We start from the raw sequence: 13,618 nt of genomic DNA on the forward strand, positions 1-13,618 counted from the left end.
GGGGACTATGACAGAAGCGGGCGTATCCTTTGACCGTTTTTTTGACAATATGGAGTCTCTGGCGGATGCGATCAGCGAATCGCTGCGATCCCAGGTGACCATTGAGGACGACAATCACCATGTGGTCGGATACAGCTCCCATCAGTTCGAGAGCGATCCGGCACGGATTTCAACCATTATCGGCAAAAGGGTACCGGATTCAGTCATCATCGGATTGCGCAAGAAGGGAATCATGCGTCAGCTCGAAAATACCCCCCATCCCATCCGGATTCCCGGTGTGATGGAGGTTGGGCTCGGCCCCCGGCTGGCCATGTGCATCAAGCACCAGAAGGAAGTGCTGGGCTATATCTGGGTGGTGGACGCCGGCAACCTGGCTGAGGGCTTTGCCGAGCGAATCGTGGAGCGGGCAGCGCTGACCGCCGCGCGCTATTTACTGAAGCAGCGGGGCTGGAAGAGCAAGCAGAACCAGGCGCGCGAGGACTTCTTCTGGAAGCTCCTGACGTCGCATTACGGCACGGAGCAGGATATTCGCAGAGACGCCGCAGAGGACGGTATCGAGCTTCCGAGGGGGTTCTATATCGGCGTATTTGAGCCGGAGGCAGACAGGATCGTAGACGAATCATTCCTGGTGAAGTTCCGGCAGGCGGCAGGCGGCATCCCGGGCATAACGCCGGTCTTCCTCACCACCGAGCATAACCGGATGATCCTGCTGTTCACCCTGCAGCCGCATGTGGAAGAGGCGGCGGCCCTTTCTTCTTATATGAAGAGTATCGCCGGCCAGCTTGGCAAAAGCGAGGATTGCCGCATCTCCGGCGGCTGCAGCCTGTACTATGGAGAGTATTTGTCGGCGGCTGTTGCCTATACGGAGGCGGCATCCATCGTCGAGATCAAGCGGCTGCTTCCCTTTCAGGCGCGGGAGCTTTTGCTGTATGAGGGTATAGGGTTCTGGGCCCATCTTCCCGCCATCATGGAGCAGAAGCGAAGCCGGGGACGCCGCAGTCCGCTGCTCTATCCGCTCAAGGAGCATGACCGGCTGCACAAGACGGACTTCGTCAAGACGATCGCCGTCTACCTGACTTTTAACGGGAATCTGAAGGAATCCGCGTCTTTTTTGCATATCCATACGAATACCTTGATGTACCGGCTGAACCGGATTGCGGAGATTACGGGCCGGGAGCTGAAGGATACCCATTACCGCTTCTCGATCTACCTCGATATTTTAACGGAAGAGACTCGTCAGTTGAATCAATGGTTCGCGCAGAATGAGGCTTCGCTTTAAGGAGGCTGCCGGCGCGGCATGTCTGTTGACTGAGGAACTCTGGGTGCTGAAACTGTGTGCGTGGATGTTTTCCACGTGGGCGGGGTGGCACGGAGCCGGATGTTCCCTGCGTCTTGTATCTCTACACCGGGAAACCCGGAGTGGAGCGTTAAGAGGGGCGTCTTGCCCTTTGGCGATGTAGGGTTTGTGTTAGTTGCAGCGGATTTGCGTTGGATATGGCAGAAAATCTATACATGAATGTCACATAAAAATAGTCCCTCCGGGTCAATCTTATTACATTCTGTACAATGAAATGAGAGGATACGGGCCGTAACATAGAGTTGAGGTACGACTAAGACTGGACGGAGGAGATCGAATGCAGACGCAAAACATTTTCGTTAACGGAGCCCGTCTCAAGGAAACCATCGAGGCTTTTGCCGATTTCGGACGGACGCCCGCGAACGGGGTAACCCGGCTGTGCTTCAGCGAAGAGGATATCAAGGTGCGGGACTACTTCCGTTCCTGCTGCGAGAGTCTGGGCATGACCGTCAAGGTGGACGATATGGGTTGTATGTACGCAACGCTTGAGGGTACCGAGGATAAGCCTCCGATTGTAATGGGTTCCCATCTGGATACAGTGGTCAAAGGCGGCCGTTTCGATGGTGTGCTCGGTGTTATCACGGGACTTGAGGTGGTTCGGACGCTCGTGGATCATGGCATCAAGCCGAAGATTCCGGTCACGGTCATGAATTTTACGAATGAAGAAGGTGCCCGGTTCGAACCGTCCATGATGGCTTCCGGCGTGCTGTCGGGCAAGTTCGATAAGGAAGCTATGCTGAAGAGCAAGGACCGGGACGGCGTATCCTTCGGCGAGGCGCTGGAAGCCAGCGGCTATCAAGGCGACGAGAGCAACCGCATCAAGGAAGCTTCGGCTTATCTGGAGCTGCACATCGAACAAGGCCCTGTCCTTGAAAAAGAAGGCCTGTCGATCGGACTGGTCGACTGCGTTGTCGGCATGGTCTGCTACGAGATCGAAGTAACCGGGGAATCGAATCATGCCGGTACGACGCCGATGGATATGCGGAATGACGCGTTCTTCACCGCGACCGACCTGGTGACGGAGCTGCGGAGCAAGCTGGGCGGTCTGGACTCCGAACTGGTGTACACGATGGGCAGGGTCAATGTCTATCCCAATGTGCATACGGTCATTCCGAACAAGGTCGTGTTCACAGTCGAGGCGCGGCACAAGGATGAATCGGTGATCGAGGAAGTGGTGAAGATCATTAACGGACTTCCTGAATCCCTTGGCGGCTGCGAGGTGAGCAAGAAGAAGCTGTGGGGCCGGGATACGGTATGGTTCGATGAACGGGTATGCGGGGCTGTTGAGAAGGCGGCCCAAACACTCGGCTATTCCTCCAGGAAAATGGCCAGCGGCGCCGGACATGACGCCCAGTTCGTCGCCAGCTACCTGCCGTCGGCAATGATCTTCGTGCCCAGCGTACGGGGGAAGAGCCACTGCGAAGAGGAATTTACGCCTTATGAGGACTGTGAAAAAGGCGTTAACGTCATGCTGGAGACCGTGCTGACTCTGCTGGCTGAAGGCTGAACACCATGAAAGACGCGTAATGAAAGACGCGCTTCCTCGAATACAATAGGAACGACAGGCAGGTTAAGAAAGCGGCCGCTTCCGTATGGGATAAGAATCCCGGAAGCGGCCGCTTTTGTCAAAATATAAGAAAGTATAAGCCGCGCGCTTATTACAGCCTTCTATTTCTCGGTAAACGCATGGCGTCTAAGGACGCCGTAAGGCGTTTATCCTTGTGTGGGGAGGTGACATGGCGAAAAGCGGCTGCCCTGGTATAACGCCAAAAAACCGGCAAGGATTTCTCCTTGCCGGTTTTTGCTTGAGATTAGCGGGAATTACTCGGACAGATTTGCTTTAACCAGCAGCTGATGCAGAGCTACAGCGATGGTCTCGCGGGTTGCCGGAGCCTTCGGATTGAAGGCCGAACCCGAATCGCTGCTCAGGATGCCTGCGGCAGTCAGCGTTTGAATGCTGTCCTTCGCATAGCTTGCAACTTGGGTGCTGTCGCTGTAAGTCGTGAAGGACGGATTGGAAGCAGTCAGTTTGATTCCGGCCAGCTTCACGGCGCGATCCAGAATCGCAGCCATTTCCTGACGGGATACGCTCGCGGTAGGTGCGAACTTGCCGCCTCCTACACCGAGAATCAATCCAGCCTTGGAAGCAGCGGCTACATCGCTAGCGTACCAGCTAGTGGCGCTGACGTCAGTGAAGGAAGCCGTGGCGTCAGTGCGAAGACCGAGTGCGCGAACCAGAATAGCTGTGAATTCGGCGCGGGTCAGGTTGCTCTTCGGCGAGAAGGTTGTAGCCGAAGTTCCTTGGAAGATCAGCTTGTTCGCCAGAGCCTGAATGTCGGAAGCGGCCGGAGAGTTCGCGATATCCGTGAACGCTGCCGGACGGCTAACGGCGGCATAAGTCGAGAAGCCCGGACGGCTTACCGTAACCAGCGTAGTTCCGTCAGCCTGAGCCTTGAATACGGAACCTACCGGAGTGATCTTGCCATTCTCTTCGAAGAGAACGCCGGCCGTGTTGGCTTTAATTTCACCAGGAACGGTGAAGGATCTCTTGATGAATGTGTTGTTCGGTACAGTCAGATAGGTGCTGCCTGTTGCTGTAGTCCAGCTGGCTTCAAAGGATACCGGCGTGCCGATAACCGTCGAGCCTGCCGAAGCCGCTGTGAACTTGGCGGATGACCCTGCAGCCGGAGTCACGCTGAGGCTCAGGGATGCTCCTGCCGGGCTATTCTTCAGCAGAGATACCGGCAAGGATACAGCCGAATCCTTCGTGCTTACGATGATCTTCGTGTCGGAAGTCAGTGCTGCGAGCTTCGCCACCTGATCCGCCGTCAGGCTCAGTACAACCGGGCCTGTTACCGATGGAACCGAGATGAGGATAGCATTCTGAGCGGATGTTGCGCTTGCCAGTGCAGTTGCCAGAGTATTGTCGGCAATTGTCAGGCTGGTTACGCCATTTTGAGTCGTGATCGTCGGATTAACCGTTATCTGCTTGGCTCCTTCATCGACAATTGCTGTTCCTGCCGGGCTGGTCGTTACAGTAGTTGTACCTGTTCCGCCAGTTGAGGAACCGCCGCCGCCAGTGCTGCCGCCGCCGGAGATATAATCGCCGGATACGAGCAATGCGGTATAACCGCTATAATAATCGTCCTTATACGGATCAATTCTTACAGGCACGCTCGTATTATCCTTGACGGGTGCCGCGATAACCGCAATTTTATAAGTGCCATCAGTCAGCTTGGCCACTGCGGGCGAGCCATCCGTATTAAGAATAGGATAGCCGTTGCTGTCGTAAGGATGATAGGTGGTGCTTACGACTGTTGAATATTGTCCGGGCTGGAAGTTTGTTTTCGGTTCTCCGGTTGTTTGTGCCGTATAGTAGCCCAGAGTCTTGTCATTAAGACCGATAACGTCAACTTCATAATAGTTTACATCTTCGGCTGTGAGCTTGAAGGAGAGAGGCGTCGAATCATTAGTGCCCAGGATTTTCTTGCCCAGAGCCAGCTCTTGAACACCGGCTCCCCAATCAGGCTGTTCGGTGCCGATGTTCACGACAAACGGCAGGTGCAGGTCCGGTTGTCCTGCAGATTTGAGCGTTACTTGCCCTTCATAGGTCGCGCCTTCTTCAGCGTTGGCGTCGACACCCAATGTAAGGGTAAATGGTGTTGCTGTACCTGCCGTAGCGGTGATTTCGCTTTGACCAAGCTCTGCGGTAATACCGGAAGGCTGACCGCCATGCCAGTCAATTGTTGCCGAGTAGGTTAGGCTTGAGCCGCCCGTATTCTTCAACTGCAAATTCTTGACTGCAGATGCGCCTGCCGACATCAGACCGAAGCTGGCGGAATCATTGTAGTTAATGATGCTCTGGGACTGGAAGTTCTTGTCCAGAATGCTGATTGGCTCTACCGATTGCAACAGGGCGCTCGTCTTGATGGCATTCTCAACGTTGGCCCGTCCTGGACCTTGGATATACACGTCGTAGAAATTATCGCCTTCATCGCCGATCACATCTGCCGTGTTGGCGAGGGCTGCGCGAATGTCGAAAGGAGTCCAGTCCGGATGCGCTTGTTTAATCAACAGGGCAAGACCTGCGACATGAGGAGTTGCCATACTGGTACCGCTGATCCGGTTGTAAGCTTCAGCATAGGAGGCATTTTCGTCGTATTTGCCGTATGCCGGCCAAGTCGACAGAATGCCTACACCAGGAGCCACAATATCCGGCTTGATGCTGAGATTTCCGTCGACGTTAGGTCCCCAGGAAGTAAAGCTGGCGGGTTCGTCGCCTGCGGAATTACCCGGATTATAGTTGGAATCGAAAGTGAAGTACACTTTCTTCCCTTCATTGGCGAGAATAGCTCTGGCCAATGCCCGTCCTTCTTTACCTTTCATGTCAAAAGTCGGAATATAATCAAAGCCGTCGCCGATTGTGGAATTAATGTAACCGTCGCGATTAGTGATGCTGTCTCGCAGATCGGCATTATGGTTGCCGTCCGTGTTCCCGTTAAATACAACAACAGCTCTGGCTCCATGCGCCTTGGCATTGGCGATTTTATCGACAAAGGCCAGCTCGCCGCGGGAGACCAGGACTACCGCCCCTTCAACGTCATTGGTCGTGTAGTCTTCATCCGCCCCTAAATCTGCGTAGACGACCGGAACCGGATCAGGTCCAATAATGGATGCAAAATCTTCTTTCGCGATTTTCCATGCCATTGCGTTAACATCATTGTAAGTTGCATAGGTGGCGGTGCTGACCGAGGCGTCTTCAATCTCCACTTTGAGATGATTGGAGAAAGTCTTGGTCGGGCTTGTTACCGCGCCTACGGAGATCGCCAGCTGGGATACCGCCGGCGAGCCAAGAGTGAAGTACCCTGGCCCTGCGTTGCCGTTGGCGATAACAGCCACGACACCCGACAGGACGGCGTTGTTGATGGCGATGGAGTCGGGAGAGTTGACATCCTTCTCTGCATCGGAACCAAGCGAAAGGTTGATGACGTCCATGCCGTCCTTCACCGCACGTTCAATACCGTCGATAACCTGTGCGGAAGAACCGGAGGAAGTGCTGGGATCGTCAAGATTGCGTCCCAGTACTTTATAGGCGTAGAGCTCGGCGTCGGGAGCTACACCTTTCTGGGCGATATCACCGGTTCTGTTCTCGAACTGGCCAATGATGGTACCGGCGACATGAGTGCCGTGATAAGTACCTTCGTAACCTGTACCGTAAACATCGTCCTCAACGGAAATCGGAGCCTCTTCGTAAGGATCGTTGTCATTGTAGAAAGAGTCCCATCCGCCTTTATACGCCGGGGCGATGTCAGGATGCTTATAATCAACGCCCGTATCAATAACGCCAACCTTCAGGCCAGCGCCCGTATAGCTATTCGCCCATGCCCAGGTCGCATGGATCTGATCCAGAGGAGCGCTATCGTTTTGCGGAGTGGTACTTTCGTCCACTGCCTCATCGGGAATCGTGTACCATGTGCTGTTCTCATAGATGGATTTGACTCCCGAAATTCCGGCAAGCTCCGGAACTTCATTCGCAGGAATGGTAACCTCAAAGCCGTTCAACACGGTATCGTATTGATAGTTGACCTTAAGGTTCAGACCTTCGTTTTTAGCTTTGCTTAGAACATCAGATTGCTGGCTTACTACCGCAGACTCAGTTGACGCTGTGGCAAGCGATGAGAACCCTTCCTTTGCAGCATAGTGTCCGACGGCAGCCGGTTGTCCACTAAGTTGAACAATAACACGCACTTTTTTGGAAGAAGAAGTATCAATTTTGGGAGAAACATATACATTTGCTGCTTGAGATACTGAGATACTGTTCTTTAATGACTGCGACTGCAAGCCTTCGGCCGCAAAGGCCGCGCCCGGAATAGTTCCGGCTGTTACTCCCAAAGCCAGAGCTGTCACGGACAGCTTGCGTGTAAGTTTGCCCCACTCCAAAAAAATCCCTCCCGAATGTTTGTGTGAATAGATGAGCCTACCAGCCCGGGTGAATGAACTTATGTAGAATTCTCCTTTTCTATTAATCCTATTTCTATTTCCACCTTGGTTAGTAGGAAAAAAAGATTAAGAAGATTTTACCATCGGTAAATTGTAAAATCCAGAAGAAAATTCGAGATTTGTGAAAAATATAACTTGATATGTAACATAGATGGAAAGATATGATGGAATTTAAAGGTTTAATGCTGAAATAATTAGAAATATTTATGCGGATGGTCATGGAGAGGTTGAGGCAAAAGACATGCTTCAAAAAAGAAAGGTTAGGTTGTCTGCCATATCAAAGAGAGTGGATGAGCCTTTTGAACGTATTCTGGAGCCGGGTTGGGAATATATGTTCCTGATATGCTTGAGGCGTTCATATCCGTGTAAATTCTGGCGGTAATTTAGGTAAATGAAAATTCCGGAGATGCCGGTTTTCGTAAAAGCTGTGATAAAGCCCGGAACACCCGACTTTACCGAAAAAACATGAAAAAAAGCGTGCCAGATGGGTAAAGTAAGAATACGGACCTGAACGGTTCCGGAAGGAGGGAGATACATGGACAACAGGGAAACCGAAGAGATCGGCATCATTTACAAGGAGCGGAATGCCTTTGTCATCCGCACGGAAGAAGGACCTATCGGCGAAATCACGTACATTCCCAAAGACGAGCATACCTGGGTGGCGGACCATACCTATGTGGCGCCGAACTACCGGGGAGGAAATATAGCCCAGCGTCTGCTGAAGCGTCTGGCGGATGAGGCGCGGGCGGAAGGAGCCAAAATCATCCCCCAGTGCTCTTACGTCGGCGTTCAGTTCAGACGGAATCCCGAATATGAAGATGTATGGAAACACTAACGGATTGACCGGATCAGATTACAGAATTAGCCCCTGCTCTTAAGCTGACGAAAGCCGTTGGTACAATTGGAAAAAGCCATGCTCCGTCGATAAAGGAGCATGGCTTCTGTGGTTCCGAATACATTCAGCTTCCCGACAGTCCGCGCCGCAGCGAGAACAGCTCTTTCAGCGCTTCCGTGGACAGCTCCGTAATCCAGTTCTCGGAGGAGCTTGCCATAATGCTGTCGCTGAGCTGCTGCTTGCTCTCCAGCATGTCGTCGATCCGCTCCTCCAGCGTGCCGAGGGCAATGAACTTGTGAACCTGCACATCCCGGGTCTGGCCCATGCGGTAGGCGCGGTCGGTCGCCTGATTCTCCACGGCAGGGTTCCACCAGCGGTCAAAGTGGAAGACATGATTGGCGGCCGTCAGGTTCAGGCCGACGCCGCCTGCCTTCAGTGACAGGATAAATACGCCGGAAGACCTGTCCGTCGGGCCGGAACCGGAGTCTGCACTATCTAATGAACCGAGCGGCAGGGGGAACTCCCGCCCCGCCTGGAAGGCATCGATCATGCGGTCCCGTGCGTTTTTGGAGGTGCTGCCGTTCAGGTACAGCACCGGCTCGCCAAGCTCGTCCTGAAGCACGCGCCGCAGCATCTCTCCCATTCCGATATATTGGGTGAAGATTAGACAGCGTTCGCCTTCCTCCCGCAGCTCTTTGACCATGGCGACCAGACGCTCAAGCTTGGCGGAACGCTCGATGAGCTGTGCATTGAGCTGCGTACCCAGCTGCACGCTGCCGCCGGATTCTCTTCCGCTTTCCTCTGCCGAGTCATCAGCAAGATCACTCTCTCTCGTAATGAGCACAGGGTGGTCGCATAGCTGCTTCAGCCGGGTCAGCGCGGAGAGGATGGCCCCCTTGCGGGCCATCCCTTCCAGCTGGTTCATCTTGCTCATCAGCTCGTTCACGGTCTGATCGTACAGCGCCGCCTGCTCACCGGTCAGATGAATATAGCTCTTCATCTCGTTCTTGTCCGGCAGATCGAGCTGGATGGCGGGGTCTTTCTTTTTGCGGCGCAGCATGAAGGGCTGAACAAGCCGCCGGAGCTCGGCCGTTCGTCCGGCATCGTCGTCCTTCTCGATGGGCTGGATGAAGCGTACCTGGAAGGCATGCAGCGAGCCGAGAAAGCCCGGCATGATGAAATCATAGATGGACCAGAGCTCGGCCAGCCGGTTCTCGATTGGCGTGCCCGTCAGGGCGACCCGATGCAGAGCCAGAAAGCTGCGGACCGCCATCGACTGCTTGGTCTGCGCGTTCTTGATATTCTGGGCTTCGTCGAGACATAGGGCCGACCAGGTAAGTCCGGCCAGCAGTTCCTGATCCAGCGACGCGGTGGCGTAGGAGGTGAGCACGACGTCATGCTCCGCAGCCGCGGCGAAGAAAGCCTCCCCGCTGAGCCGGTTCCCCCCGTAATGCAGCATGACCCGCAGGGAGGGGGCGAAGCGGTCCAGCTCCTTCTGCCAGTTGCCCAGAACCGAGGTCGGGCAGATGATAAGCGAAGGTCGGGGGGCATTCGGCCTTCCGCCACGCTCTTCCTTGACGTGAAGCAGATAGGAGATGAGCTGCACGGTTTTGCCGAGGCCCATATCATCGGCCAGGCAGGCGCCGAGGCCGTGGCGGCGCAGGAAGACGAGCCAGCCGTAGCCTTCAAGCTGATACGACCGAAGCTGGGCCTGAAGAGCCGCAGGCGGCTCCGGCTGCGGACGGCTCTCATGGCCGCTGAGCTGGCCCATCAGCTTCACGAACTGCTCGTTCAGCTCGACTTCCAACTGAAGCCGGTTGTCCGTCTCATCGGTTGTCTCGCCTGGCTCTCCTTCGGCGGCGTCCTCATCTGCATCCTCTTCATTCAGCAGATGAAGCTGCAGAACATCCTGGAACGTCATGCCTTCCGACTTGTCCATGCCGTCCATCGCTCTGCGGATCTGGGCCAGCAGAGCGGGATCGAGCGGAATCCAGCGGTCCTGGAAGCGTACGAGACGCTCGCCCCGGGCGACGAGCGCGGCGAATTCCTCTTCCGAGAGGTCGACGTCGCCGATCGAGACGCGCCAATCGAATTCGATGATGGCGTCCATTCCCATATGCGAGCGTCCGCCCCGGCTCTCGCTCTCGGGGCGGAGCTTGGCCCGCAGCCGGGGCTTCCGGCGGCTCGCGGCCTCCCACCAGGCTGGCAGAAGCACGAGCCAGCCTGCCTCCAGCAGACGGCGGCTCTCCGCCGTCAGGAAGCTCCAGGCGCCCGCCCCGTCCAGCGGGCGGACCAATACATCGCCGCCGTCCGCGAAGCGCACCGGCGGCAGGCAAGCCCGCAGCCGCTCCAGCCAGCCGGCCGAGCGGCTCTCCACATGCGGCGACCAGGCCGGAGGCCAGTCGCCGCGGGCCGTTCCGTCCGAAGCCAGCCGGACGTGAACGAGCGAAGCGGGATCGGCTTTGTCCTGAAGGACGAGCCGAATCCGCCAGGGCCCGGCCTTGAAGGGCTCCAGCAGCTGGAGCGCAGGCCGGAACGGCAGCACATCGGCCTTCCAGCCGATGGAGACAAGCCAGCTGTCCGCGTCGAGCCCAAGGACGGCGCGGGGAGCGCGCTCGAACAGCATCGGGTATTCCCGCCGGAGATCGGCGGCGAGCGCTTCCGTGCCATACCGCAGCCGGTTCACGGCTGCGGAGAACGCCGCCCGGACTCCCGCAGCGAAATCTGCGTCCTCGCGGAGCCGCTTCAGCGCCGCCGCCAAATTACCCGCAGCGGTACCGGTAGGCTCAGCCACAGTTTGCAGCGGTGCCGGCCCATCCGGCGTATGTGCCCAATCGGCGCCGCTGCCGTCTCCGGCACTTGCGCCGTCCGGCTCCCGTCGGGAGTCCGGGCCAAGCCCAGACTGGCTAGGCCCGGACTCGATAAGCCCGGACTGGCCGTCCCTGGACCGGTCTGCATCACCGGAAGCCGCATGAAGAGCGGTGCGATCCGCATTCCTCGCGCTCTTCGCCGCCTCCTCAGCGATTTCCTTGAGGACCCGGTCCTCCCAGGTCCATTGGAGCTGGCCCTGCCGGTAGGCGGCCAGACTGGGCACGTACTGCCTGTTCTCCAGGCAGTGGAGCAGCGGCGGGGCCAATGCCGCAAGCGCCGCCGTCTCTTCCTCCCAGCTCCAGCCAACATGGTTCAGCAGGGCGGGAGAAGCGAAGAAGGGGAGAACCATCTCGGCGGGCAGAACCACGAGCTCGATTTCCCCTGCTTTGTGTACCGCAAGCTCCGTGCCGAAGCAGGAATCTGCATGCCAGGCGAAGAGCAGATGCTTCAGCCGCATGCCCGGCAGCGCGGAGCCGTTATCCGCCAGACCGTACAGCAGGGCGTCTCCGTGTTCGCTGAGTCCGGCGCGGACTGTTAGGTGAAGAAGTTGTCCGTTCATGGAATCAGCTTTCCTTTCCGCAGTTCCTCCTGCAGCGCGCGCAGCCTGCTGTGGCGCTGCGAGAAGGCGCCGAGGAAGGCGTCGAAGCGCTCCTCGTCCCTGCGTTTTTTATACAGCTTCTGCAGCCTCTTCAGCAGCTTCACCGCTGTCTTGTATCCGGCCCGGTTCTTCTCCGCGACGTACCGTTCCACGCCCTGATGATAGAAGGGCAGCAGCAGCTCGGGCGCCTCCTTCTCCAGGGGCTGGAGATCGCGCACCCGGAAGTCCAGCGGGTCCTTGCCGGAGCTGAGCTGATAATCCATCCACTGCCGCAAGCGTCCGCGGCTTAGCAGCAGCCTCTCGTAAATGTCCCCGCTGAGGGGAAGCATGGCGGTCAGCGACTTCCACATGAAGGGCTCCGCCTCGGGCAGCCGAGTGGCGGCTTCTTCCCAGAAACGGGCATAATCCTCCAGGATTTTCGGGTGATAACCGGTCAGCAGGGGGCCGGTTTCCTTAAGCCACCGCACCAGACGCTCCCACTCCCCGGCTTCCGTCATGGACTCCCAGAAGGAGCCCAGCGCCTGGGGGTGAAAGCCCGGGCGGTCAGCCGCTTCCTTAAGCAAATCCAGCGCTTCACCGTCTTGCTCCAGTTGATGGTGCAGCCAGGCGCGTGCGGTCAGCGCCGCCGTGGCGTAAGCCCCCGCGAGCCGTTCTTGTTCCCGTTCCAGACGGCGCAGCTCATCCGGGATGAGGGGGACGCTCTCCATGGACGGCAGAATCCACCTCCGCCACAACAAGACGTACAGCCGGGAATAGAACGCCTGCTCCCTGCCTGCGGACAGCATTTCATGGCGAAGAAGCCCGAGCGTATCCAGAATCCGGTTGTGAAGCGCCGGCTCTTGGACGAAGTGAAGTTCCTCCTGCAGAATCCCTTCGATACCATCCTGCAGCTCTGTGACCGCAAGATGGGTATAGTAGCCCAGCGAAGGCATGAAGGAGCCGGGACTGCCTCCGGAGCGGACGGTCAGCGTCCCCAGCACATGCAGGCGCGCATGCAGGGCGAAGAGCTTCTCCGGCTCGGGGTCAAGGACCGGCTTGATGCGTAAGATTGCGGCAAGCGCCTCTTCGACATAGCGAGGATTTCGGGTTTCGCCCGCAAGCCTGGACAGGCACTGCCCGAACAGTTCATGCCACTGGGCGATATTCATGGATGGAATAAGGCGTCCCCGCTCCGCAAGGGAGATGGCGGCTCCCCGAACATGGATGCGGCCCGAACCGGAAGTACCGGATAGACTGGTAGCGCCGGGCACACCGGAAGCACCGGACATACCGGAAGCGCCGCCCGGCCCCGGCGTCCGCTCTGCGTAGGAATCGCCTTCCGCAGGCGCGGGTGTATGAAGAGCCGGGTTCACGCTCCTCCCGGATAAGCCCTCCGGCGCCACATGGCTGTCAGCAGGTATCCGCCGCCCGGACGATCCTCTGGCTTCGTCCACGCCAATACGGCCTGCGCCGGGCGGAAACAGCTCCCTGCGGGTTGCCGGTCCGGAATCCGCAGAGCCTGCCGCCTCGCCTCGGCCATTCCCCGCCATCCGCGTCCGGGCAGATGACTGGGCATTTGCCAGCAGCGGCACAGGCCGGCCCTGCAATCCGGCGTAATCCATCAGCACGGCCGCCATATGCTTGCAAGGTCCCAGGACCGGACAGCTGCAGCTGCTGATAGAGAAGGCGCCGAGCACCATTTCGATGCTGTACCGTTCGCTGCCGTCCACGAAAGCCGTAAGCAGACCGGCGGAAGGCGACTGCAGGGAAGATACTCGTCCCTGCTTGTAATATTGAAACCCCCGCTTCAGGGTCAGGTCGTCGAAATAATAGGCTGCGTCCTGAATCAGCCGGTTCCATCCGGCATCGTCAAGTACGGGTGTCGATTGCATGGAAGGTGTTCTCCTCGTTCATTTTGAGATCTTCCTATTATACCATTTTCCCGAACATGTTTTCCCCTCTGCCGGGAGCGGCTTAT

Annotated in this window: 6 protein-coding genes; 3 read left to right on the plus strand and 3 right to left on the minus strand. The window is 57.2% G+C overall.

The genetic code is table 11. The annotated features are described in order from the left end of the window. Positions 1–7 precede the first annotated feature (7 nt). Positions 8–1,279, plus strand: coding sequence for a PucR family transcriptional regulator (locus tag KIH86_RS26725; protein WP_223084514.1), 1,272 nt, complete (start codon positions 8–10; stop codon positions 1,277–1,279). A 355-nt stretch (positions 1,280–1,634) separates the two neighbouring features. Continuing rightward, positions 1,635–2,864, plus strand: coding sequence for a Zn-dependent hydrolase (locus KIH86_RS26730; RefSeq protein WP_223084513.1), 1,230 nt, complete (start codon positions 1,635–1,637; stop codon positions 2,862–2,864). A gap of 314 nt (positions 2,865–3,178) precedes the next feature. Here KIH86_RS26730 and KIH86_RS26735 read toward each other — a convergent pair whose 3' ends face one another. Continuing rightward, positions 3,179–7,297, minus strand: coding sequence for a S8 family serine peptidase (locus tag KIH86_RS26735; protein ID WP_223084512.1), 4,119 nt, complete (start codon positions 7,295–7,297; stop codon positions 3,179–3,181). 595 nt (positions 7,298–7,892) lie between these two features. On the opposite strand from KIH86_RS26735, the gene KIH86_RS26740 reads away from it, so the two are divergent. Then, the gene (locus KIH86_RS26740; RefSeq protein ID WP_223084511.1) at positions 7,893–8,192 is read left to right on the plus strand and encodes a GNAT family N-acetyltransferase; all 300 of its coding nucleotides are present in this window, start codon (positions 7,893–7,895) and stop codon (positions 8,190–8,192) included. A gap of 124 nt (positions 8,193–8,316) precedes the next feature. On the opposite strand, the gene KIH86_RS26745 is transcribed toward KIH86_RS26740, so the two are convergent. Beyond that, on the minus strand, positions 8,317–11,622 hold the full coding sequence (locus tag KIH86_RS26745; protein ID WP_235775622.1) for an SNF2-related protein: 3,306 nt from the start codon (positions 11,620–11,622) through the stop codon (positions 8,317–8,319). Beyond that, positions 11,619–13,532, minus strand: coding sequence for an SWIM zinc finger family protein (locus tag KIH86_RS26750; RefSeq protein ID WP_223084510.1), 1,914 nt, complete (start codon positions 13,530–13,532; stop codon positions 11,619–11,621). Before KIH86_RS26750 ends, KIH86_RS26745 begins: the two co-directional genes overlap by 4 nt. Positions 13,533–13,618: the final 86 nt, after the last annotated feature.

Source organism: Paenibacillus sinensis, assembly GCF_019904155.1.
Classification (GTDB): Bacteria; Bacillota; Bacilli; order Paenibacillales; family Paenibacillaceae; genus Paenibacillus_AQ; species Paenibacillus_AQ sinensis.